This is a genomic window from Amycolatopsis sp. NPDC028719 (assembly GCF_055565395.1).
Genome location: NZ_JBVHUL010000002.1, coordinates 280,517 through 303,061 on the forward strand (window position 1 = coordinate 280,517; position 22,545 = coordinate 303,061).

Genomic DNA, 22,545 nt, shown 5'->3' on the forward strand with positions numbered 1-22,545 from the left:
ACCGGTCTTCACCGGCCCTGACCAGTAAAAACGCTCAGCCACGGGGTGGACGGGGTTCCCGCAGCGCGGATGGCGAGCCGCGGCGCGGCTACCAGGTCGGCTGGACTGGCCAGTTCACTGGCGTCGGCGTGCACGGCCGGCTGGGGCACCCCGACGCCTCCTGGGGAACGCGTTGCCGGCGATGCGTGGGCGGCGCGCGTCGGTGGTCTCCGCCGAAGACCCACGACGATCTCACCAGGTGCGTGCACGGCGAACTCGGCCATCCGGATGATAGGAAGGGCCGGTGACCGAACCGAACCTGATCGAAGCCGCCGCGGCCGAGGCCGTCACGCTGACCAGCGAGCTCATCCGCATCGACACGACCAACACCGGCGACCCCGACACGCTGGTCGGCGAGCGGGCCGCGGCCGAGTACGTGGCGGAGAAGCTGACCGACGCCGGCTACGAGATCACCTACGTCGAGTCGGGTGGGAAGAACCGGCACAACGTCATCGTGCGGCTCGAAGGCGCCGACCGCGAGCGGGGCGGGCTGCTCATCCACGGCCACCTCGACGCCGTGCCCGCCGACCCGTCCGAGTGGTCGGTCCACCCGTTCTCGGGCGCGATCCAGGACGACTACGTCTGGGGCCGCGGCGCGGTCGACATGAAGGACATGTGCGGGATGGCGCTCGCGTTGGCCCGCCACTACAAGATGAACAACGTCGTGCCGCCGCGCGACCTCGTCTTCGCCTTCCTCGCCGACGAAGAAGCCGGGGGCAAGTACGGCGCCCAGTGGCTCGTCGAGAACCGCCCCGACCTCTTCGAGGGCGTCACCGAGGCGATCAGCGAGGTCGGCGGCTTCTCGATCACGCTCAAGGACGACGTCCGCGCCTACCTGATCGAGACGGCCGAAAAGGGCATCCGCTGGATGAAGCTGCGCGTGCGCGGCACCGCCGGGCACGGCTCGATGATCCACCGCGACAACGCCGTGACGAAGCTGGCCGAAGCCGTCGCGAAGCTCGGGAACCACCGCTTCCCGCTCGTCCTGACCGACTCCGTCAAGGAGTTCCTCGCCGGCGTCACCGAGATCACCGGCTGGGACTTCCCCGAGGACGACCTCGAAGGCTCGGTCGCCAAGCTGGGCAACATCTCCCGGATGATCGGCGCGACCCTGCGCGACACCGCCAACCCGACGATGCTCACCGCCGGCTACAAGTCGAACGTCATCCCGTCGGTCGCCGAAGCCGCGGTGGACTGCCGGATCCTGCCGGGCCGCCTGGAGGCGTTCGACCGCGAGCTCGACGAGCTGCTCGGCCCGGACATCGAGAAGGAGTGGATGGAGCTCCCGCCGGTCGAGACGACCTTCGACGGCGCCCTCGTCGACGCCATGACCGCCGCGGTGCTGGCCGAGGACCCCGGCGCGAGGACCCTGCCGTACATGCTGTCGGGCGGCACCGACGCGAAGTCGTTCCAGGACCTCGGGATCCGCAACTTCGGGTTCGCGCCGCTCAAGCTGCCGGCCGACCTGGACTTCTCGGCGCTCTTCCACGGCGTCGACGAGCGCGTCCCGGTCGAGGCGCTGAAGTTCGGCACCCGCGTGCTGGACCGGTTCCTGCGCACGAGCTGATGACCGCGTTCGCGCTCGCCGACGGCACGCCCCTGCAGGTGGTGCGCAGGGGCGACCCGGCCGCGCCGGTGACCGTGGTGTTCGTCCACGGCTACGCGCTCGACCAGCGCAGCTGGGGCCGAATCGCGCCGCTGGTGCCGGACGCGGCCGACGGGCCGGTGGCCGTGCTGACCTACGACCAGCGCGGCCACGGCGGGTCGGGGCGGGCGCGGCGCGGCACCGCGACGATGGCCCAGCTCGGCGACGACCTCGCCGAGCTGATCGAGCGCGAGGTTCCCGAAGGCCGGGTGGTGCTCGTCGGGCACGACATGGGCGGCCTGGCCGTCATGTCGCTGTCGCAGCGGCACCCGGAGCTGTTCGCCGCGCGGGTGTCAGGCCTGGTGCTGCTCGCGACGTCGTCGGGGACCCTGGCCACCGAGGTGTCGGCGGCTTGGCCGAACGCGCTCGGGAAACTGGCCCGCGACCTCGAAGCGGTGCTCGGCTCGAAGCTCTTCGGCGTGGTCCGGGAGCACACGAGCCGGGCGGTGAGCGCGGGCCTGCGGTGGTGGCTGTTCGGCGACGACCCGGACCCCGACCTGGTCGAGCTGACCGTGAAGATGATCCGCGGCAACTGGCCGCACACGGTGTCGCTGTTCCGCCCGGCGCTGGACGCCTACGCCCGTGACTCGGCCTTGACGCAGGTCAGCGGCCTGCCGGTGACGGCGATCGTGGGGGAGCGGGACCGGATCGTGCGCGCGTCCGACGTCGAGCAGTGGGTCGGCGGCCTCGGCAACGGGACGGCGGTGGTGCTGCCCGGTGTCGGGCACGTCGTGCCGCTGGAAGCCGCGGCGCAGGTGCTGCCACGGGTCGTCGCCCTGGTCAACGCCAGCTACCGACAAGACGAGCGTTCTTGACAACTTCTCTGTTCGGCGTGATCCTGGTGCGATGTTCTCCGTGGCGGTGATCGAAGACGCGTCGGCGGCCGAGGTGTCGCTGGACCCGGTCCGGGCCCGGCTGCTGGCCGAACTGGCCGAGCCGGCGTCGGCCACCATGCTGGCCGCGCGGGTCGGCCTCCCGCGCCAGAAGGTCAACTACCACCTGCGGACGCTCGAGGCGCACGGCCTGGTGGAGCTGGTCGAGGAGCGGCGGAAGGGCAACGTCACCGAGCGGATGATGCGGGCGACGGCGTCGTCGTACGTCATCTCACCGGCCGCGCTGGCCGCCGTCCAGCCCGACCCGGCCCAGTCGCCGGACCGGCTCTCGGCCCGCTGGCTGCTCGCCGTCGCGGGCCGGCTGGTGCGCGACGTCGGGCTGCTGATCACCGGTGCCGCCAAGGCGAAGCAGCGGGTCGCGACCTTCGCCCTCGACGGCGAGGTCCGGTTCGCCTCCCCGGCCGACCGTGCCGCGTTCGCCGAGGAGCTGACGACGGCGATCACCACGCTGGTCGCGAAGTACCACGACGAGACGGCCGGGAAAGGCCGCGACCACCGGGTGGTCGTCGCCGTCCACCCGAGCGTTCCCGAGGAGACCGACGATGGGGCATGAGTTCGAGGCGGTCGACGCCGCCGAAGTCGACGCCACCCCCGAACAGCTGTGGGAAGCCATCGCGACCGGGCCGGGCATCGACTCGTGGTTCATGGGCCGCAACGAAGTCGAAGACGGCACGGGCGGTGTCGTCCGCGGCGCGTTCGGGGGCTACCGGCCGGAGTACCGGATCCGCGAATGGGAGCCGCTCGAGAAGCTCGTCTACGGCAGCGACCCGGCGCCGGACGGACGGAAGATCGCCTATGAGTTCCTCATCGAGGGCCGCGAAGGCGGCAGTTCGGTGATCCGGTGCGTCACCAGCGGCTTCCTGCCGGGCGACGACTGGGAAGACGAGTACGAGGCGATGACGGCCGGCGGCGCGATGTTCTTCCGCACCCTGGTCGAGTACGTCACGCACTTCGCCGGGCGCACGGCGGTTCCGGTCACGGCGTTCGGCCCGCCGGTGGGGGACTGGCCCGCCGCGTGGACCCGGCTCGGCACGGCCCTCGGGCTGTCCGGCCGGCCCGCGGAAGGCGACCGGGTGCGGCTGGAGCTGGAGGGAAGAGTGCCCCAGGACGGCGTCGTCTACGCGGCCAACGACCAGACCGCCGGGATCCGCACGCCCGACGCCATGATCCGGTTCCTGCGCGGCTTCCACGGCCCGATGGTCGCTTCCCACCACGTCTTCACGCCCGGCGCGGACGCCGAGACCGAGGAGAAGACCTGGAACGGCTGGCTGAACCGGGTGTTCGGCTAGGTCGGCAGCCCGCCGGAGAGGCTCTCCGCCGTCTTCTTGCGGCGCAGCCAGACCCGGCGCGTGCCGTCGGCGTAAAGCCGCACGTTCCGCAGTTCCCAGCCCGCGAACTCCGCGTGGATGGAGAGCTGGATCGCCGCCGCACGCCGGGACACACCCGGGGGGAGGTGCAGACGGCGGTACTCCCAATCCCCTTCGACCACCGCCTCGCTGACCGTCGTCATGGCTGGATCACCTGGGTCCCTTCTCCGGCGGCCGAGCCGACGATCACCCGGCCGCTCTGGTCGTCCACCCCGACCGAGTCCGGCTGGCGCACGGTGGGGAACCGGTACTTCTCGACGGGCTCGCCGCCGCGGACGTCGAACCCGACCACCTCGTTGCGCCCGGTCAGCGTCACCCACGCCAGGCTCCGCTTCGCGTCGTAGGCGATCCCGTACACGCCACCCGGCACCGGATAACGCTGCCGCATGATGAGCGGCGAAGCCGAGAACGCGATCAGCGCGCCCGCCCGCGCGTCCGTCACCAGCACCCGCCCGTAGGAATCCGCCACGGCGTTGGCGGCACCGTCACCAGCGCGCAGGCCCTCGTTGACCTTCCCGGCCGCGACGTCGACCGAGAACACGGCCGTGCGCAACCGGTCCAGCACCACGACACCCGTCCCGGCGTCGACGACGTCGTCGGCGCTGTAGAGCTGCCCGCCGATCGTCCGCGCGGGACCACTCGCCGGCAGCAGCTGGATGTCCTTCGCCGCCCCCATCGCGACCAGCCGATCAGCGCCGTAGGCGATGCTCGACGCCGGCTGCCCGCCCGTCTTCGTCTCCGTCAGCTTCCGGTCCGGCAACGTCAGCTGCTGCACCACACCCTGCGCCGGCTCCGCGATCTCGACCCGCCCCGGCGCGACGGTCAGCTTCTCCGCCTTGCCGTATAACGGCATATTCACCGGGGCTGACGCGAGCGCGTTCAAGTCGTAGAGCTGCAAAGACGGCGGTTGAGCAAGCGCCACGACCAGCGTCCCCTGGGCCACGGCGAGGGCCGAGACGGATCCGGTGGTGAGCACCTGACCGGCCGGCTTCACGGTCACGGCGGGGGAGACCGCCGGCTTCGCCGCCACGGGGTTCGCGACGATCTGCAGGTCGTCGCTGTCGGACTTGGCCGAGGAGCATCCGGAGAGCACCAGGACACCGGCGAGCGGGATCGCGATCCACGACACGGCGGCGAACCGACGCACGTTGCTGCCTCCAGGTGTCCCTCGACGAGCGGTCTTCACCAGCATCCTCCACGATCGTCCTGCCGTCACGCGCATGTCACCCAACAGACACCTAACGCGGCCAGCGCTCCGGGTAACCGACCTCGATCGCGCTGACGTCGTCGAGCGCCGAGCGGATCGCCGGCGGCAGGGTGATCTCCTCCGCCGCCAGCGAACCGGTGAGCTGACCGGTGTCGCGCGCCCCGACGACCGGGGCCACGACCCCGGGCCGGTCGCGGACCCAGGCCAGCGCGACGGCCAGCGGCGACGTGCCCAGCCCGTCCGCCGCGGTGGCCACCGCCTGCACGATCCGGGCGGCCCGGTCGGTGCGGTGGTGCTCCACGTAACCGGCGTACGCGCTGTTCGCGCCCCGCGAGTCGGCCGGGGTGCCGGTGCGGTACTTGCCGGTCAGCACGCCACGGCCCAGCGGCGCCCAGGGCAGCAGCCCCACGCCGTGGTGCTCGGCGGCCGGGACGACTTCGCGGTCTACTCCGCGTTCCAGCAGCGAGTACTCGACCTGGGTGGAGACGATCGGCGCGACCGCGGCGGCGCCGGCAGCGGCCGTCGCTAGCTGCCAGCCGGCGTAGTTCGAGACGCCGACGTAGCGAGCCTTGCCACTGGTCACGGCGTATTCGAGGGCGGCGAGGGTCTCGGCGATCGGCACGCAGGTGTCCCAGGCGTGCAGCTGCCACAGGTCGACGTGGTCGGTGCCGAGCCGCTTGAGTGAGCCGTCGAGCGCGGTGAGCAGGGCACCGCGCGAGGCGCCGCCGCCGAACGGGCCGTCGGTGCGCCGGGCGACCGCCTTGGTGGCGAGGACGACGTCGTCGCGGGGCACGAGGTCGCCGAGCAGGGAACCGAGCACCTGCTCGCTCTCGCCCTCGCCGTAGATGTCGGCCGTGTCCACCAGGGTGCCGCCGGCGTCCACGAAGGCGACCAGCTGGCTGGCGGCCTCTTCCGCGTCGGTGTCGACACCCCACGTCATGGTGCCGAGCGCCATCCGCGAGACGCGCAGTCCCGAGCGGCCGAGCAGTCGCTTTTCCACGACCGCCGAGCCTAGTGGGCGGCCCCTGGAGAACCTGACCAAGGTGAGTCGTGTCGCCCACAAGGGCCCCCGTTAGGGTCTGGCCCCGTGCGACTCGGACTGAATCTCGGCTACTGGGGAGCGGGGAACGACCCCGCGAACCTGGCCTTGGCGCAACGGGCGGAAGAGCTGGGCTACGCCGTCGTGTGGGCGGCGGAAGCGTACGGCTCGGACGCCGTCACCGTGCTGACCTGGATCGCGGCCCGGACGTCGCGGATCGACGTCGGCGCCGCCGTGCTGCAGATCCCGGCCCGGACCCCGGCGATGACCGCGATGACCGCCGCGACGCTCGACACGCTCTCGGGTGGCCGCTTCCGGCTGGGGCTCGGCGTGTCCGGCCCGCAGGTGTCCGAAGGCTGGCACGGTGTCCGGTTCGCCGACCCGCTGGGCCGCACCCGCGAGTACGCGTCGATCGTGCGTTCGGCGCTGCGGCGGGAACGGGTCAAGTTCGAAGGTGAGCACTTCACGCTGCCGCTGCCGGACGGGCCCGGCAAGGCGCTGCGGCTGACCGTCCGCCCGGCCCGCAGGCACATCCCGCTCTACCTGGCCGCGATCGGGCCCAAAAACCTGGAGCTGACCGGCGAGATCGCGGACGGCTGGCTGCCGGTGTTCTTCTCGCCGGCGCACGCGGGGGAGCAGCTGGCGCAGCTGCGAGCCGGCGCCGGACGGGCCGGCCGCACCCTCGACGGTTTCGACGTTGCCCCGAGCGTGCCGCTGGTGCCCGGCGACGACTGGAAGGCCTGCGCGGACGCCGTCCGCGGGTACGCGGCGCTCTACCTCGGGGGGATGGGCAGCAAGGAGAAGAACTTCTACAACCGGCTGGCCTGCCGGATGGGCTTCGCAGCCGAAGCCGCCGAAGTGCAGGAGAAGTACCTGGCCGGCGACCGGGCGGGGGCGATGGCGGCGGTGCCGCTGGAGTTCCTCGACGCGACGTCGCTGCTGGGCCCGAAGGAACGGATAGCGGAGAAGATGACCGAATACGCCGAGGCCGGCGTGACGACCCTGTCGGTGTCGCCGTACACCGAAGACACCGCAGACGCGGCGGCCGCGCTGCGCACCGCCGTCGAAGCGCACGAGAAGGCGGGGGTGGCCTGACGTGGGCTGGTTCGAAGCACTGGTGCTGGGCCTGGTCCAGGGCCTGACGGAGTTCCTCCCGATCTCCTCGAGCGCGCACCTGCGGATCGTCGCGGCGCTCGTCGGCTGGGACGACCCGGGCGCGGCGTTCACCGCCGTCACCCAGATCGGCACCGAGCTCGCGGTGATCATCTACTTCGGCAAGAAGATCGGCCGCGTCCTGCAGGCGTGGTTCTTCTCGCTGTACAAACCGGACTGGCGCCGCGACCCGGACGCCCGCCTCGGCTGGCTGATCATCGTCGGTTCGCTGCCGATCGTGGTGCTCGGCCTGCTGCTGCAGGACCAGATCGACAGCGCGTTCCGCGACCTGCGGATCACCGCCACCGTGCTCATCGTGTTCGGCCTGATCCTGCTGTACGCCGACCGGGTCGGGAAGCAGGAGCGGACCCTGGACCACCTGACTGTCCCGCACGGTCTCGGCTTCGGCTTCGCCCAGGCGCTGGCGCTGATCCCGGGTGTCTCCCGGTCGGGCGGCACGACCAGCGCGGGCCTGCTGCTGGGCTACACCCGCGCGGAGGCGGCGGAGTACTCGTTCCTGCTGGCGCTGCCGGCGGTGTTCGGCTCGGGCGTGTACAAGCTCAAGGACATCGGCTCGGGCGACGTACCGGCCCAGTGGGGCCCGACGATCCTGGCGACGCTGGTCGCGTTCGGCGTCGGCTACGCGGTGATCGCGTGGCTGATGGCCTACATCAAGAAGCGCAGCTTCGTGCCGTTCGTGATCTACCGGCTGGCGCTCGGCGTGCTGCTGTTCGTGCTGATCTTCACCGGGGTGTTGGACCCGAACGCGGGTCCCGTCAGCCACTGACCGGCGGCGCGGCTTCCGCCGCGCGGCTGGGGTGCGGTGAATGACCCTTTCACCTCGTCGGACGAGGTGAAAGGGTCATTCATGACGTTCGGGCTGCCGTTCCGCCGGGGACTGTCGGCCCGGTTCGGCACCGTGGGTCCGAACGCGGGTCCCGTGACCACTGATCCGCTTCGCGGTGGTGCCGGGAATGACTCATTCGGGACGCGCGAGGCCGCCAATGAGTCATTCGCGACCTCGGCCTGGTCTCCGGAGGCTCGTCAGCCGCTGATCCGCCCGCGTGGGGACCGCTTGATCGGTTCCCACGTAGGGTGGGGCTCGTGAGTACGGTCATTCTGCTGAGGCACGGCAAGTCGACGGCCAACGGGTCCGGTGTCCTCGCCGGGCGGTCCCCGAAGGTCAACCTCGACGACACCGGTCGTGCCCAGGCGGAGAAGCTGGTCGAACGCCTCGACGGCGTGCCGCTGGCCGAGCTGGTCGTTTCGCCCATGCTGCGGTGCAAGCAGACCGTCGGGCCGCTGGCCGCTGCGCGCGGGCTCGCCAAGCTCGTCGAGCCCGGGCTGTCCGAAGTGGACTACGGGGACTGGACCGGCAAGGAGCTCAAGCACCTCGCGAAGGAGCCGCTCTGGCGGGTCGTGCAGGCGCACGCCTCGGCCGCGGTCTTCCCCGGCGGCGAAGGGCTCGCGGCGATGCAGGCCCGCTCGGTCGCCGCCGTGCGCGAACACGACCGCCGGATCGCCGCCGAGCACGGCGACCACGCCGTCTGGTTGCTGTGCAGCCACGGTGACGTGATCAAGTCCATCCTCGCCGACGCCCTCGGCCAGCACCTGGACGCGTTCCAGCGGATCGTCGTCGACCCGGCGTCGATCTCGGTCGTGCGCTACACCGAGACGCGGCCGTTCGTCATGCGGGTCAACGACCACGGCGGCGACCTGCGCGGCATCGTGCCGCCGGCGCCCAAGCCGAAGCGGGGCAAAAAGGCCGCCGGGAGCAGCGACGCCGTCGTCGGCGGTACCACCGGTCCGTGAGCCTGGCCACCTCCGGAAAGCGCTGACATCCGCACCGGGGGACCACGTAGGCTGGCGGGACCGAGTGTGTTGCACCCCGACCAGGAGCCTGCCCCGATGATTTCGCCGGACAACCCGTTCGCCGCCCCCAGCGAGCTGCCCTACGCACTGCCGCCCTTCGACCGGATCGCCGACGAGCACTACCGGCCCGCGTTCGAGGCGGGCCTGGCCGAGCACGCGGCGGAGATCGAGCAGATCGCGGCGCAGGACGCGGAGCCGACGTTCGAGAACACCGTCGTCGCCCTCGAGCGCGCCGGCGAGCTGCTCGGCCGCGTGGCGAGCGTGTTCTACAACCTCTCCGGCTCCACCAGCACCGACGAGATCCAGGCGATCCAGGCGGAGTTCGCGCCGAAGCTGGCCGCCCACCACGACGCCATCCACCTGAACCCGAAGCTGTTCGCCCGCATCGACACCCTCCACGCGCGGCGCGACGAGCTCGGCCTGGACGAAGAGTCGCGGCGGCTGCTCGAACGGCGGCACCTCGACTTCAGCCGCGCGGGCGCCGGGCTCGGCGAAGCGGAACAGGCCCGCCTGCGGGAGCTCAACGCGCAGCTGTCCACCCTGCAGACGAAGTTCCAGCAGAACCTGCTCAAGGACACCAACGACCTCGCCGTCGTGCTCGACGACCGCGCCGAGCTCGCCGGCTTCGGCGACGGCGCGATCGCCACCGCGGCCGAAGCGGCGGCGGCCCGCGGCGAAGACGGCAAGTACGTCATCCCCCTGACCCTGCCGACGAGCCAGGCCTCGCCGCTGGAGACGCTGCGCGACCGCGAGATCCGCGCCCGGATCCACGCCGCGTCGATGGCGCGGGGCAACCGCGGCAACGAGTTCGACAACAACGCCCTGGTCGCCGAGATCGCACACCTGCGGGCCGAACGGGCCGTGCTGCTCGGCTACCCGAACCACGCGGCGTACGTCATCGCCGACGAGACGGCGAAGACCGCCGAAGCCGCCGCCGGGCTGCTCGAGCGGCTGGCGCCGGCCGCGGTCGCGAACGCCCGCACCGAAGCCGCGGAACTGCAGCAGCTGCTCGAAGCCGACGTTCCCGGCGCGACGCTGCGGCCGTCGGACTGGCCGTACTACGCCGCCCAGGTCCGCCGCGAGCGCTTCGACGTCGACACCGAGGCCCTGCGCCCCTACTTCGAAGCCGACCGCGTGTACCTCGACGGCGTCTTCTTCGCCGCCACCAAGCTGTACGGGCTCACCTTCACCGAGCGGACCGACCTCCCGAAGTACCACCCGGAGGTCCGGACCTTCGAGGTGTTCGACACCGACGGCACCCCCCTCGGGCTGTTCCTGCTCGACCTGTACACCCGCGACGCCAAGCGCGGCGGCGCGTGGATGAACACCTTCGTCGACCAGTCGCACCTGCTCGACCGCAAGACGGTCGTGGTCAACGTCCTCAACGTCGGCCGCCCGCCGGCGGGGGAGCCGACGTTGCTCACCTTCGACGAGGTCGTCACCGCGTTCCACGAGTTCGGCCACGCGCTGCACGCCCTGCTGTCCGCGGTCCGCTACCCGACGTTCTCCGGCACCAACGTCCCCCGCGACTTCGTCGAGTACCCGTCCCAGGTCAACGAGATGTGGATGCTGTGGCCGGAAGTCCTGGCCAACTACGCCAAGCACCACGAGACCGGGGAGGCGCTGCCCCAGGAACAGGTCGACAAGCTCCTCGCCGCCCAGCAGTACGGCGAAGGCTTCTCGACCACCGAGTACCTGGCCGCGTCCCTGCTCGACCAGGCCTGGCACCGCCTCGGCGTCGACGACCGCGTCGAAGAGGTCCAGCGGTTCGAGACCGACGCACTCGTCAAAGCCGGCGTGGCCGTCGAAGCGATCCCGCCGCGCTACCGCACGACGTACTTCGCGCACGTCTTCAGCGGCGGCTACAGCGCCGGGTACTACTCCTACATCTGGAGCGAGGTCCTCGACGCCGACACCGTCCAGTGGTTCCGCGAGAGCGGGGGACTGACCCGCGAGAACGGCGACCACTTCCGCCGCACCCTCCTCGGCAGGGGAGGAAGCATCGACCCGATGGACGCCTTCCGGGCCTTCCGCGGCCGCGACCCCGAGATCGAACCCCTGCTGGCCCGCCGCGGCCTCAACGGAGCCTGACCAAACACTCTTCCAAGTGTATAACGACCTATACTGCGGGGCTGGTTTCTTGAAACCGGCCCCGCAGCGTTGGTTCTCCCCAAAAACCGCACAGAAGACCCCAGGGCCGGGCAGCTGCTGCTGCCCGGCGATCCGCACGTCCGTGACTCTCGCCGAGGTACCCGGAGAACTAGTGTGTTCGTGGTGCCGGCATCGGCGGGGACGGCGAGCACCGCCACCGCGGAGGCCATCTGCACGGGCGCGGGTTGGATCAGGCGAAGTGGACGCTGAACCGGGACGGCAGCGCGTCGTTCGACGCCCGGTTCTTCGACCGGATCAACAGCATGCGGCTGAGCGACAGCTGCTAGCGGACGCTGTGGGGCGGTTCTCCGGAACCGCCCCACAGCGGGTTCGTCAGCTCGTGACGATGTGGTCGACGAACCCGTAGGCGAGAGCTTCGTCCGCGTCGAACCAGCGGTCGCGGTCGGCGTCGGCGGTGATCCGCTCGACGGTCTGGCCGGTCTGGCGCGAGGTGATTTCGGCGATGCGGCGTTTCATCTTGCCGAAGACCTCGGCCTGGATGGCGATGTCGGTGGCGGCGCCGCTGATCCCGGCCGACGGCTGGTGCATGACGATCCGGGTGTTGGGCAGCAGGTAGCGCTTCCCGGGGGCGCCGGAGGAGAGCAGGAACTGGCCCATGGATGCGACGAAGCCGAGGCCGTAGGTCGAGACGTCCGGTTTGACGAGCTGCATCGTGTCGTAGATGGCCATGCCCGCGGTGACCGAGCCGCCGGGTGAGTTGATGTAGAAGGTGATGTCCTTCACCGGGTCGTCGGCGGCGAGCAGGAGGAGCTGGGCGATGATCCGGTTGGCGACCTCGTCGTTGACCTCGGAGCCGAGGAAGACGATCCGGTCGCGCAGGAGCTGTTGGTAGACCGAGTCTTCGGGTGCGGTGCTCGGCGCGTGCATTTCGGGTACGGCGAGAAGGGTCATGGGCCGACGGTAGGGCCGGGGGTCGCGCGTGTGGGGCGATTTCGCTGTGGGCGTGCGGGGTTCGCTCCCGGCGATCATGCGAAGGGCCGCCGCGGTCGTGTCGACTGCGGCGGCCCCCCTTTCGGTGTGTCAGCTTCAGATGAGGCCGAGCTTCTGCACGGTGTCGCGCTCCTCGACGAGCTCGGCGACGGAGGCGTCGATGCGGGCGCGGGAGAAGTCGTCGATCTCGAGGCCCTGGACGATTTCGTACTTGCCGTTCTTGGCGGTGACCGGGAAGGACGAGATGAGGCCTTCGGGGACGCCGTAGGAGCCGTCGGAGACGACGCCGGCGGAGGTCCAGTCGCCGGCCGGGGTGCCGTTGACCCAGGTGTAGACGTGGTCGATGGCGGCGGAGGCCGCGGAGGCGGCGGAGGACAGGCCGCGGGCTTCGATGATGGCGGCGCCGCGCTTGGCGACGGTCGGGATGAAGTCGCTCTCGAGCCAGGCCTGGTCGACCTCGACGCTCTTGCCGCCGACCTCGGCGTGCTGGACCGAGGGGTACTGGGTGGCGGAGTGGTTGCCCCAGATGGCGAGCTTCTTGAGTTCGGTGACCGGTACGCCGAGCTTCTTGGAGAGCTGGGCGAGGGCGCGGTTGTGGTCGAGGCGGGTCATCGCGGTGAAGCGGTCGGCGGGCACGTCGGGGGCGTGCGAGCGGGCGATGAGGGCGTTGGTGTTGGCGGGGTTGCCGACGACGAGGACCTTGATGTCGTCGGCGGCGCCGGCGTTGATGGCTTCGCCCTGGGGCTTGAAGATGCCGCCGTTGGCTTCGAGGAGGTCGCCGCGCTCCATGCCCTTGCTGCGGGGGCGGGCGCCGACGAGGAGGGCGATGTGGGTGCCTTCGAAGGCCTGCTTGGGGTCGTCGAAGATGTCGGTGCCGGCCAGGAGGGGGAACGCGCCGTCGTCGAGCTCCATGGCGGTGCCCTCGGCCGCCTTGACCGCCTGCGGGATCTCGAGGAGCCGCAGCTTCACCGGGACGTCCTGGCCGAGCAGCTGACCGGACGCGATGCGGAAGAGCAGCGCGTAGCCGATCTGGCCGGCGGCGCCGGTGACGGTCACGTTGACAGGGGCTTGGGTCATTGCGGTTCTCCAGCTTGAGACGACTTTGGCTAGTGCAGTGGAGCCTATCTCTCCTCGTGGTTGCGGGCCGGGTGCGTCCAGTCACTCTCGCTGGATCGATCAGGTATCGGTGACGTTGGCGGCGAGGCGGTGGAGGAGGTCGGCGAGCTGGGTGATCTCGGTGTCGGTGAGGCCTTTTCGCATGCGTTCGTCGTGGGCGATGGCGGCGGTGGCGAGGCGGAGGAAGAGCTGTTCGCCGTCGGGGGTGAGGGTGACGAGGTGGACGCGGCGGTTGGCGGGGTCGCGGCGGCGGGTGACGAGGCCGGTGGTTTCCATGGCGTTGAGGTGGTGGGTGAGGGTGGCGCCTTGGATGCCGACGGCGTCGGCGAGTTCGCGTTGGTTGGCGACGGGGTGGGTTTTGAGGGAGATGAGGATCTGCCAGACGGGTTGGGAGCCGCCGGCGGCGGCGAGGGCTTGGTCGAAGGCGCGGGCGGCGGTTTTGGCGGTGCGGGCGAGGACGACGCCGATGGGGGTGGTGGTGGGTGCTGGCACGGGTCGGACCCTACCGCAGATGCCGAGGAGTCTAAGCGTTTGACATCTAATCGTTCGACATCTAACGTTGTGCTCATCGAACCGGAAAGGGGAACGCGATGAGCACCGAAGAGCAGGTCCGCGAGTTCGGCCGGGTCTGGGCCGCGGCGGAGGAACGCGGGGACACCGAGGTCCTGGCCGGTCTGGCCGTCGACGGCTTCCGCCTGGTCGGCCCGCTCGGCTTCGTCCTGGACCGCGACCAGTGGCTGGCGCGCTACGGCGGCGGCGCGCTGGTCACCGAGAAGCTGGACTGGGCCGAGGTCGAGGTCCGCGACTTCGGCGCGACCGCCATCGCGATCGGCGTGCACGCCCAGGTCGCGAAGCACCAGGGGAACCCGGTGAACGGCCGGTTCCGCGCCACGCACGTGCTGGTCCGCGAGGAGGACCGCTGGCGGCTGGCCGGCATGCACCTGAGCCCGATCGGCGGCCCGCCGCCGTTCGCCCCGGAAGGAGCCGGGCGATGAGCGTCGAGCTGAACCACACCATCGTGTGCGCGACCGACCGCGAGAGGTCGGCGGAGTTCCTCGCCGGGATCCTGGGCCTGCGGACCGAGCCGGTCACCGGGCCGTTCGTGCCGGTGCGGCTCGCGAACGGCGTCACGCTCGACTACCTGCTGGTGGACCGCGTGACGAGCCAGCACTACGCGTTCCTGGTCGGCGAGGACGACTTCGACGCCGCGATGGCGCGGATCGAGCGGGCCGGCCTCACCTACTGGGCCGACCCGTTCCACGAGCGGCCCGGCGAGGTCAACGACCTGAACGGCGGGCGCGGGGTGTACTTCGAGGACCCCGACGGCCACAACCTGGAACTGCTGACGAGGGGGTAGCCGTGCGGGTGAGCATCGGGGTCACGGACTTCTCGTGGCCGGGCAAACCGACGGACGAGCTGACGGGCATCGCCGTGGCGGCCGACGACGCCGGGCTGGACACGCTGTGGGTGGCTGATCACCTGCTGCAGGCCGACCCGCACAGCACGCCGGATTCGGCGATGCTCGAGGCGTACACGACGCTGGGGTTCCTGGCTGCGCGGACCGGCCGGATCGGGCTGGGCACGATGGTCTCGGCGGTGACGTTCCGCCCGCCCGCGCTGCTGGTCAAGGCGGTCACGACGCTCGACGTCCTGTCCGGCGGGCGGGCGCGGTTCGGGATCGGCACCGGGCACCACGACGGCGAGGCGCGGGCGATGGGGCTGCCGTTCCCGCCCGTGGGCGAGCGGTTCGAGCGGCTGGAGGAGACCCTCCGGCTGGCGCTGCGGATGTGGGCCGGGGACGACTCGGCGTTCGAGGGCCGGCACTACCGGCTGGAGCGTCCGATCGGGGTGCCGCGGCCGGTGCGCCGGCCGCGGGTGCTGATCGGCGGCGCGGGTGAGCGCAAGACGCTGCGGCTGGTCGCGCGCTACGCCGACGCGTGCAACGTGTTCGACGTCCCCGACGGCGGGAAGACGGTGCGGCACAAGCTGGCGGTGCTCGCGCGGCACTGCGAGCAGGTGGGGCGGCCGTACGGGGAGGTCGAGAAGACGATCAGCACGCGCTTGGAGCCGGGTGAGTCCGCGGAGTCGTTCGCGCGGCGGTGCGGGGAGTTCGCGGAGTGGGGGATCGACCACGCGGTCGTGATCACGGCCGGGCCGTGGTCGCCCGCGGGGGTGGCGACGCTGGGGCGGGCCGCGGGTTTCGTGGCGGAGTGAAACGATCAAGCCCGGACGTCGCGGGGTGATCGCGGACGGCGGGCGGCGGTCCGGGGGCGCGAAATCGTTTTCCGGTCGTATTCTTTCGTTTCCACGGGAATGACGGCCCGAAATTATCGGTATACCGCATGGCGGGACGACTGGGACTTGTTGCTCCGTTCAGCGGGGTTTCGGACCATGATCCATTCGCTACCATGGTCCGCGCCCCCGTACCCAATTCGAATGTATTGGGAAGGATTCCGATGCTGTCTGCGGTCGTTGCTGCCGTAATGGCGCTTTCCTCTGTGGTCACCCCGCATTCGTGGAACACCCCTCCGCCGCCCGACAAAATCGTCATCGACGTCGTGAACGCCAACGGCACGGGCTGCCCGCTCGGCACGTCCGCGGTGGCGGTGTCGCAGGACAACACGGCGTTCACCGTGACCTACAGCGCTTACACGGCGCTGGTCGGCGTCGGCGCCGGGCCGCTGGACGCCCGGAAGAACTGCCAGATCGGCCTGCGGGTGCACGTGCCGCAGGGGTTCACCTACGGAATCGCGCAGGCGGACTACCGTGGATTCGCCCATCTGGAACGGGGCGCGACCGGCCTGGAAAGAGCGAACTACTATTTCCAGGGCAATTCTCCGACGGCCTACATGCAGCACCCGTTGGCCGGCCCTTTCGAGGACGACTGGCATTTCACCGATTCGACGGAAGTCGGCGCGATCGTGTTCAAGCCGTGCGGTGAGGAACGCAATCTGAACGTCAACACGGAATTGCGGGCCGCGGCCGGGACGTCGGATCCGAAGAAGACGACGAGCTACGTGACGATGGACTCGACCGACGGCAGCATCACGACCACGTACCACTTCGCGTGGTTGTCCTGTCCCTGATCGCAGCACTGTGAACCCGGGGCGGCGCGGCCGGCCACCGTGCCGCCCCGGCGGTCACTTCTTCGCGGGGGTGCGGGGGTCGGTGGCCTGGACGTCGAAGACGCGGCCGAGGGAGACGAGGGCCTCGTCGAGGTGGCTGAGGCTGGAGAGGACGGCCCGGGTTTCGGCCTGCTCGACGCGGTCGGACACCGGGGTGCCGTCGTCGCGCACGAGCGTGCCGGGTGTGGGGCCGCCCGGCGCGTCGAGTGCTTTGCGGAGAACGTCGATGTTGGCCAGCAGCCGGCCGGTGAACTGGCGCAGGCGGTCGGCGTTCTCGCCGGCGAGCTGCCCGGGCTGGGCGCGGGCGGCGACGTGGCGGGCGCGGAAGGCGATGGTCTCCAGTGTGGTGAGCACGTGCCAGCCGTAGTCGCGGCGGGCGCTGCGGAGGTTGACCGGGTGGGTGAGCGGTTCGATGGTGGTGCGGACCTGTTCGACGGCGCGGTCGAGGTCGCGGGAGAGCTCGATGATGTTGACGTTCTCTTCGCCGGCGAGCAGGTCGCGGGTGTGTTCGAGGAACTCCGCCAGCTCGTCGAGCACGGCGGAGATGTCGTCGAGCATGACCGAGCGGGTGCGGACGGGGACGATGACGACGGCGGCGAGGATGCCCGCGGCGGCACCGACGGCGGTTTCGGCGACGCGGATCCACAGCACTTCGAGGCTGAACGTGCCGAGCAGGCTGTAGAGCAGGCCGAGCATGCTGGTGACGAAGAAGGCCATCACGACCTGGGAGACGCGGGCGGTGTAGACCATCCCGAACACGCAGACCAGGATCAGCGAGAGCGTGGCGGCGGTGTTCCCGCCGACCAGGAGCGCGAGCAGGACGCCGCCGACGATGCCGATGAGGGTGCCGCCGAGGCGGCGGACGCCCTTGACGAAGGTGGCGCCGGCGCTGGAGGCGCCGATGAACACGACGAAGACGGTGAGGACGGCCCAGTACCAGCGCTGGTGGGAGACGAGTTCGCCGCCGAGCACGGCGAGCCCGCCGCCGACGACGGCCTGGATGGCGCTGCGGGTGCGGTTGTCGTAGGCGAACGCGGGGGTCGGCTCGTCGTCTTCCTCGTCGAGGGGGTCCACTGTGGACTCGGGGGCGGCGGCGCGCTGGGCGCGGTCGTCGGCCAGGGCCAGCTCGGCGAGCGCCTTGCGGACGCCGTCGCCGGGGGCGGCGTGTTCGTCGATGCGGCTGCCTTCGACGAGCATGCGGCTGTACTCGCCGGTTTGGCTGATCAGCGGGAGCTCGCGCGGGTCGCGTTCCATGAGGGCGCGGAAGCGCGCGAGCCGGGCGATGAGGTCGTCGCGGACGTCGGTGGTGAGCTCGTCGGAGCACGTGCGCTGGACGGTGATCGCGAGCCACTGCACGGCGAGCTCGACCTCGATGGCGCGGCGGCGCAGCCGGTCGGCGGCGCGGGCGTCGACGACGTCGGGGGCGGCGTCCTCGATCAGCAGGACGCACTCGTGGAGGCGGCTGATCGCCGAGCGGAGCTGCTTGCGGGTGCGTTCGCTGCCGTTGACGGCCAGGTGGGCCTCGGTGGCGCGGACGACGGCGGCGAGGCGGGCACGGAAGGCCCGGCGCACGCGCAGGAACTCGGCCTCGGCGTTGTGGCGCAACAGGACGAACCGGACGACGGCGTTGGCGAGGACGCCGACGCCGAGCGCCATCAGCAGCTGCGGGACCTGCGCGAGGTGGGCCTGCAGGAACATCGGGAAGAAGAACAGGAAGAAGCCGATCGAGCCGAGTGCGGTGCCGCGGGCGCCGAAGCGCTGGGCGTAGACGGCGACGAAGATCAGCAGGACGAACACGATGCTGTCGAGCGGCGGCATGGCCGAGCCGAGGCTGGCGACGGTGATCGAGGCGGCGCCGGTGAGGAACGCCAGGACGAGCGTGCCGGCCTGGCTGCCCGGAGTGGGGTCGTTGACGGTGAAGGCCGTCATCATCGCGGCGATGGCGCCGACGAGCATGACGGTCAGCGGCAGGTGGGCGGGGAGCAGCGCCCCGACGGCGAGGACGATGCCGAGGACGGCGGAGCCGGCCAGCCGCAGCCGGACCAGGCCGGGGTCGGCCGCCGCGAGCCGGTCGAGGGCGGCGGTGCGGAAGTGGTTCATCGGGCGAGCAGCTCCCACTGGGCGAGGGTGGCGCGGCGGCCGCGGGTGGCGGTGATCCGCAGCCGGTAACGGGCGTGGGCGGCCGGGGTGGCCAGGACGAAGGGCCGGGTCTGGCGGCGCCAGCGGAACTGCTCGCCGGTGCGTTCGTCGAGGGTGGTCCAGTCGTCACCGTCGTCGGAGCCTTCCAGCACCCAGGCGCTGGGGTCGCCGCCGCGGCCGCCGGAGGTGAGCGTGTACATCGTGACTTCGCGGGGTTCGCCGGTGACGGTGAACTCGATCGCCGGGGTGGCGCCGCGGAAGGTGACCTCGGTGCGGGTGGTGTCGTCGAAGAGCGCGCCGACGCTCTTGGCGTCCTCGCTGGCGGCGGTGCCGGTCAGGTCGGAGATCGGGTCCGGCTGTTCGGCGGGCGGCGGCGGGGCACTCCAGGCGGTGGGTTCGGTGGTGAGGTCGAAGACCAGCTCGGCGCCGCCGGCGAGGGTGGCGTGGGCGATGGTCGTCGCGTCGTGCGGTTCGCCGTCGACGGTCAGGCCGCGGACGTAGACGGTCTCGTCGGTGTTGCCGGGGGCGCGGACGACGAGCTTCTTGCCCTCGCCCAGGTGCACGGTCGCCTTCTCGAACAGCGGTGAGCCGATCGCGTAGCGGGGGCTGCCGACGGCCAGGGGGTAGAAGCCCAGGGCGCTGAACACCCACCACGCGGACATCTCGCCGTTGTCCTCGTCGCCGGGGTAGCCCTGCCCGATCTCGCTGCCGAGGTAGAGCCGCCGCAGCACCTCGCGCACGACGCGCTGGGCCTTCGCGGGCGCGCCGGCGAGGTTGTAGACGTACGGGATGTGGTGCGAGGGCTGGTTGGAGTGGCCGTACTGCCCCATGCGGACGTCACGGGCTTCGGTCATCTCGTGGATCAGGCCGCCGTACGCGCCGGGGCGGCGGCCGGTCTCCGGGGTGGCGAAGAACTCGTCGAGCTTGGCTTCGAGGCCGGCGTTGCCCCCGTGCAGCGCCGCGAGGCCGGGGCCGTCGTGGGGTGCGGTGAAGGCGGTGTTCCAGGCGTTCGTCTCGACGAAGTCGCCGCCCCAGGCGGCCGGGTCGTAGCCCTCGGGGGCGAACTTGCGGCGGCCGTCGCGGTGGCGGCCCTGGAAGAAGCCGATCTTCGGGTCGAAGTGGTGGACGTAGTGCTTCGCGCGCTCGTGGAAGTAGGCGGCGTAGTCCGCGTACATCCGCGCGCGGGGTCCTTCACTTTCCCGGGAGAGCGCGTCGGAGAGGTTGGCGAGGCCGAAGTCGTTGATGCACCCCTCCAGCGCCCAGGACAGTCCTTCGTGGACCGACGTGGGGGTGTAGCCGAGGAAGATCGACTGCTCGAGGCCCTTGCGCCCGACCGAGCGGTGCGGCGGGGTGACGGTGGCGTTCTTGAGAGCGGCGTCGAAAGCGGCCTCGACGTCGAAATTGCGGACGCCCTTGAGGTAGGCGTCGGCGAAGGCGACGTCGGAGCTGGTGCCGGTCATCAGGTCCGCGTACCCGGGTGAGGACCACCGCGGGATCCAGCCGCCTTCGCGGTACTGCTGGACGAACCCGTCGACCATCCGGCCGCACTGCGCCGGGCTGAGCAGCGCGTACGCGGGCCAGGTGGTGCGGTAGGTGTCCCAGAACCCGTTGTTGACGTACAGCTCGCCGTCGACGACCTTCGCGCCGGTGCGCCGCCGGGTGCTGGGCCACCACCGGCGCACCACCGGGCTGGCGTGCCGGACGCCCTTCGGGGTGTTCTCGTGGGCGACGTTCGGGTAGAGGAACAGCCGGTACAGGTTGGAGTAGAGCGTGGTCCGCTGGTCCTCGGTGGCGCCTTCGACCTCGATCTTGCTCAGGTGCTCCTGCCAGAGTTCGCGAGCCTGGTCGCGGACCTGCTCGAACGTCGTCCCGGCGGGGATCTCCAGCTCGAGGTTGCGCTTGGCCTGCGCGAGGCTGATCAGCGACGTCGCGATCCGCAGCGTCGCGTCGGGACCGTCGAACTCGAAGTAGCCCGAGACACGCCGCCACGGCGGCACCCGGACCTTGGCGCCGCGCGTGGCCGGGGCGTCGGTCACGCCGTAGACGAACATCCGGCGCGCACCGGCGGACAGGCGGCTGCGGACCCGTGTGTACCCGCTGATCTCGCCGGTGTCGGCGTTCAGGCGGAGCCGGCCGCGGTTGGCGGCGTTGTCGAACAGCAGCCAGCCGTGCTTCTCGGGGAAGGTGAAACGCAGGATCGCCGCGTGGGACGTCGGGGCGAGGTCGGCGGTCATGCCGTTGGCGAACCGGACGCCGTAGTGGTGCGGCGAGTCGGTCTCGTCGTCGTGGGAGAAGGCCAGGGCGCGCTTGCGGCGGTCGCGCTGCAGCGGGCCGGTGCCGGGCATGACGTGGAAGGTGTGCCGGTCGCCCATCCACGGGCTCGGCTGGTGGCTCAGGGCGAGGGCCTGCAGCGCCGGGCGGTTCTCCGCGTCGTTGTGGCGGTGGTAGGAGTAGATCCAGTTGGTGACACCGGCGTCGGTGACCGGGGTCCAGAAGTTGAACCCGTGCGGCACGGCGGTCGCGGGGAAGTTGTTGCCGCGGGAGAAGTCACCGCTGGAGTGCGTGCCGCGGGTGGTGCGGACGAAGTCGACCGGGTCCCGGGGTGGCTCGCGGCGTTCTGCGACGCGGACGTCGTCGATCCACCCGGTGATCTCGCCTTCGGGAGAGGCGGTCCGCAGCACGATCCGGCTGATCCGGCGGCCCGCGAACGCCCCGAGCGGGCGGCGGACGAGGTTCCACTGGTCCACCCACAGCGTCTTGTCGTCCACCGGAGCGAACCCGGCGGAGGTGCCGTCGGCGAACTCGACGTCGAGGCTGACCCGGGTGGCGTGGTAGGCGGGGATCTCGCCGTCGGCCTGCGGGAAGACCACATAGGACAGCTCGGTGTTCCCGGTGACGGGCACGTCGAGGGTGAACAGGACGCTGCTCGGGCGGGCGGTGTAGCGCAGGGCCTTCGCCCCGGTGAAGCCGACGCCGGTCTTGGCCGTGGGGGAGCGGTCCGGGCCGCTGTCGACCGTGAGGGCGGGGTCCGCGGGCTGCGGGTCACCGGTTTCGAAGGAGGAGGAGAACACGGCGTCGGACATGCGCTTACCGTATCCGCCGAACGGCGTAGCGTGCGCTCGACGCGGGGAGAGGTGGCCGGTGAGCACGCACACCGTCCGGCACGAAGGCGCCGAGCTGCGGGACGAGGGCCTGCTCCTGCTGCTGATCCCCGGCCGCGGCGGCCGCCGCACCCGGTACGCGGGACCAGCCGAGCGGCGATGAAGAACGCCAGACTCAGGCCGGACGTCCGCCGAACTGCCAGCGGTGGACCTCGATCCCCGGATACCGACCCGGGGTCAGCACCGCCCGCGCTGTCTCCGCGTCCGGTGCCCTCAGCAGCACCGCCGTCCCAGCCACGCCGCACCATCATCCGACAGCAACGGCCCGCAGGCGATCAGCTCGTCTCGCGGGCCCACCACCTCGGCCGGCTTCCCCGAACCGAACCCGAGGACCAGGTAGCGGTCGCCGTCGTCGCGCCCACCCGGGAAGGCCCACATCGTGCGGCCCAGCGCGTTGTGCCAGCGGCGCAGCAGCACGTCCCGGTACGCCCCCGCCTGGTAGCCGGGCTCGTCGAACGCGAACGCGCGCGCCGCCGCCGGGTCCGGCAGGTCGACGATGTGCACGCTGCCCGTCGGGGTGTCGCCGTCGAACGTCGGCCCGCGGGCGATCATCCCCGGGAACCGGTCCATGTAGGCCCAGTGCTCTTCCCGCAGCTGCTCGCGCAAGGCGGCCGAGCCCGGCCGGTCGCGGTGGTAGCAGAAGAACTCCATGACGCGAGGATGCCCTCCCCGCCGGACCGCGGGGAGG

General features: G+C 71.2%; 22 protein-coding genes. 13 read left to right on the forward strand and 9 right to left on the reverse strand.

All coding sequences use genetic code 11. The features are described from left to right. The first annotated feature begins 283 nt into the window (after nucleotides 1-283). The 4 genes from ACZ4TR_RS09250 to ACZ4TR_RS09265 are packed head-to-tail and all read left to right on the forward strand — an operon-like array spanning nucleotide 284 to nucleotide 3,866. A complete protein-coding gene (locus tag ACZ4TR_RS09250; protein ID WP_465286563.1) occupies nucleotides 284-1,606 on the forward strand; it encodes a M20/M25/M40 family metallo-hydrolase in 1,323 nt (440 codons plus the stop codon). Then, nucleotides 1,606-2,499, forward strand: a complete 894-nt coding sequence (locus ACZ4TR_RS09255; RefSeq protein WP_465286564.1) for an alpha/beta fold hydrolase — start codon at nucleotides 1,606-1,608, stop codon at nucleotides 2,497-2,499. The genes ACZ4TR_RS09250 and ACZ4TR_RS09255 overlap by 1 nt, the downstream gene beginning before the upstream one ends. Nucleotides 2,500-2,530: 31 nt before the next feature. Then, nucleotides 2,531-3,130 (forward strand): ArsR/SmtB family transcription factor, encoded by a 600-nt coding sequence (locus ACZ4TR_RS09260; protein WP_465286566.1) that lies wholly within the window; start codon nucleotides 2,531-2,533, stop codon nucleotides 3,128-3,130. Further along, nucleotides 3,120-3,866, forward strand: coding sequence for an SRPBCC family protein (locus tag ACZ4TR_RS09265; protein WP_465286567.1), 747 nt, complete (start codon nucleotides 3,120-3,122; stop codon nucleotides 3,864-3,866). The genes ACZ4TR_RS09260 and ACZ4TR_RS09265 overlap by 11 nt, the downstream gene beginning before the upstream one ends. Here ACZ4TR_RS09265 and ACZ4TR_RS09270 read toward each other — a convergent pair. The 3 genes from ACZ4TR_RS09270 to ACZ4TR_RS09280 form a co-directional block, all read right to left on the reverse strand. Beyond that, nucleotides 3,863-4,087 carry a DUF5703 family protein gene (locus tag ACZ4TR_RS09270; RefSeq protein ID WP_364525988.1) on the reverse strand — a complete coding sequence of 75 codons (225 nt, stop codon included), beginning with the start codon at nucleotides 4,085-4,087 and terminating at the stop codon, nucleotides 3,863-3,865. The genes ACZ4TR_RS09265 and ACZ4TR_RS09270 overlap by 4 nt on opposite strands. Beyond that, on the reverse strand, nucleotides 4,084-5,091 hold the full coding sequence (locus ACZ4TR_RS09275; protein ID WP_465286568.1) for a YncE family protein: 1,008 nt from the start codon (nucleotides 5,089-5,091) through the stop codon (nucleotides 4,084-4,086). Before ACZ4TR_RS09275 ends, ACZ4TR_RS09270 begins: the two co-directional genes overlap by 4 nt. Nucleotides 5,092-5,182: 91 nt before the next feature. Further along, complete coding sequence (locus ACZ4TR_RS09280) at nucleotides 5,183-6,151, reverse strand: aldo/keto reductase (RefSeq protein ID WP_364525984.1); 969 nt, start codon at nucleotides 6,149-6,151, stop codon at nucleotides 5,183-5,185. 87 nt (nucleotides 6,152-6,238) lie between these two features. Here ACZ4TR_RS09280 and ACZ4TR_RS09285 point away from each other — a divergent pair, with 87 nt between their 5' ends. The 4 genes from ACZ4TR_RS09285 (at nucleotide 6,239) to ACZ4TR_RS09300 (ending at nucleotide 11,305) form a co-directional block, all read left to right on the forward strand. After that, a complete protein-coding gene (locus ACZ4TR_RS09285) occupies nucleotides 6,239-7,285 on the forward strand; it encodes an LLM class F420-dependent oxidoreductase (RefSeq protein WP_465286569.1) in 1,047 nt (348 codons plus the stop codon). Between the two features lies 1 nt (nucleotide 7,286). Beyond that, nucleotides 7,287-8,129, forward strand: coding sequence for an undecaprenyl-diphosphate phosphatase (locus ACZ4TR_RS09290; protein WP_465286570.1), 843 nt, complete (start codon nucleotides 7,287-7,289; stop codon nucleotides 8,127-8,129). Nucleotides 8,130-8,446: 317 nt separating this feature from the next. Continuing rightward, nucleotides 8,447-9,154: a histidine phosphatase family protein gene (locus ACZ4TR_RS09295; RefSeq protein ID WP_465286571.1), complete on the forward strand. Its 708-nt coding sequence runs from the start codon at nucleotides 8,447-8,449 to the stop codon at nucleotides 9,152-9,154. Nucleotides 9,155-9,250: 96 nt separating this feature from the next. Beyond that, a complete protein-coding gene (locus ACZ4TR_RS09300) occupies nucleotides 9,251-11,305 on the forward strand; it encodes a M3 family metallopeptidase (RefSeq protein ID WP_465286572.1) in 2,055 nt (684 codons plus the stop codon). 393 nt (nucleotides 11,306-11,698) lie between these two features. Here the strand turns inward: ACZ4TR_RS09300 and ACZ4TR_RS09305 are convergent, their stop codons facing one another. From ACZ4TR_RS09305 to ACZ4TR_RS09315, 3 genes are all read right to left on the reverse strand, one after another. Then, nucleotides 11,699-12,277, reverse strand: a complete 579-nt coding sequence (locus ACZ4TR_RS09305) for a ClpP family protease (protein WP_465286573.1) — start codon at nucleotides 12,275-12,277, stop codon at nucleotides 11,699-11,701. 135 nt (nucleotides 12,278-12,412) lie between these two features. Next, nucleotides 12,413-13,393, reverse strand: coding sequence for a malate dehydrogenase (locus tag ACZ4TR_RS09310; protein WP_465286574.1), 981 nt, complete (start codon nucleotides 13,391-13,393; stop codon nucleotides 12,413-12,415). Between the two features lie 99 nt (nucleotides 13,394-13,492). Continuing rightward, a complete protein-coding gene (locus ACZ4TR_RS09315; protein WP_465286575.1) occupies nucleotides 13,493-13,924 on the reverse strand; it encodes a MarR family winged helix-turn-helix transcriptional regulator in 432 nt (143 codons plus the stop codon). Between the two features lie 98 nt (nucleotides 13,925-14,022). On the opposite strand from ACZ4TR_RS09315, the gene ACZ4TR_RS09320 reads away from it, so the two are divergent. The 4 genes from ACZ4TR_RS09320 (at nucleotide 14,023) to ACZ4TR_RS09335 (ending at nucleotide 16,518) form a co-directional block, all read left to right on the forward strand. Continuing rightward, complete coding sequence (locus ACZ4TR_RS09320; RefSeq protein ID WP_465286576.1) at nucleotides 14,023-14,427, forward strand: nuclear transport factor 2 family protein; 405 nt, start codon at nucleotides 14,023-14,025, stop codon at nucleotides 14,425-14,427. Next, a complete protein-coding gene (locus tag ACZ4TR_RS09325; RefSeq protein ID WP_465286577.1) occupies nucleotides 14,424-14,789 on the forward strand; it encodes a VOC family protein in 366 nt (121 codons plus the stop codon). Before ACZ4TR_RS09320 ends, ACZ4TR_RS09325 begins: the two co-directional genes overlap by 4 nt. Nucleotides 14,790-14,791: 2 nt before the next feature. Beyond that, the gene (locus ACZ4TR_RS09330) at nucleotides 14,792-15,646 is read left to right on the forward strand and encodes a TIGR03560 family F420-dependent LLM class oxidoreductase (protein ID WP_465286578.1); all 855 of its coding nucleotides are present in this window, start codon (nucleotides 14,792-14,794) and stop codon (nucleotides 15,644-15,646) included. A gap of 242 nt (nucleotides 15,647-15,888) precedes the next feature. Then, a complete protein-coding gene (locus ACZ4TR_RS09335; protein WP_465286579.1) occupies nucleotides 15,889-16,518 on the forward strand; it encodes a DUF4360 domain-containing protein in 630 nt (209 codons plus the stop codon). Between the two features lie 54 nt (nucleotides 16,519-16,572). On the opposite strand, the gene ACZ4TR_RS09340 is transcribed toward ACZ4TR_RS09335, so the two are convergent. Together ACZ4TR_RS09340 and ACZ4TR_RS09345 are read right to left on the reverse strand one after the other, a co-directional pair. Next, nucleotides 16,573-18,657, reverse strand: coding sequence for an FUSC family protein (locus ACZ4TR_RS09340; protein ID WP_465286580.1), 2,085 nt, complete (start codon nucleotides 18,655-18,657; stop codon nucleotides 16,573-16,575). Beyond that, nucleotides 18,654-21,779, reverse strand: coding sequence for a GH92 family glycosyl hydrolase (locus ACZ4TR_RS09345; RefSeq protein ID WP_465286581.1), 3,126 nt, complete (start codon nucleotides 21,777-21,779; stop codon nucleotides 18,654-18,656). Before ACZ4TR_RS09345 ends, ACZ4TR_RS09340 begins: the two co-directional genes overlap by 4 nt. A 58-nt stretch (nucleotides 21,780-21,837) precedes the next feature. Here ACZ4TR_RS09345 and ACZ4TR_RS09350 point away from each other — a divergent pair, with 58 nt between their 5' ends. Continuing rightward, nucleotides 21,838-21,960 carry a hypothetical protein gene (locus tag ACZ4TR_RS09350; protein ID WP_465286582.1) on the forward strand — a complete coding sequence of 41 codons (123 nt, stop codon included), beginning with the start codon at nucleotides 21,838-21,840 and terminating at the stop codon, nucleotides 21,958-21,960. Between the two features lie 110 nt (nucleotides 21,961-22,070). Here ACZ4TR_RS09350 and ACZ4TR_RS09355 read toward each other — a convergent pair whose 3' ends face one another. Further along, nucleotides 22,071-22,508 (reverse strand): YciI family protein, encoded by a 438-nt coding sequence (locus ACZ4TR_RS09355; RefSeq protein ID WP_465286583.1) that lies wholly within the window; start codon nucleotides 22,506-22,508, stop codon nucleotides 22,071-22,073. Nucleotides 22,509-22,545 lie beyond the last annotated feature (37 nt).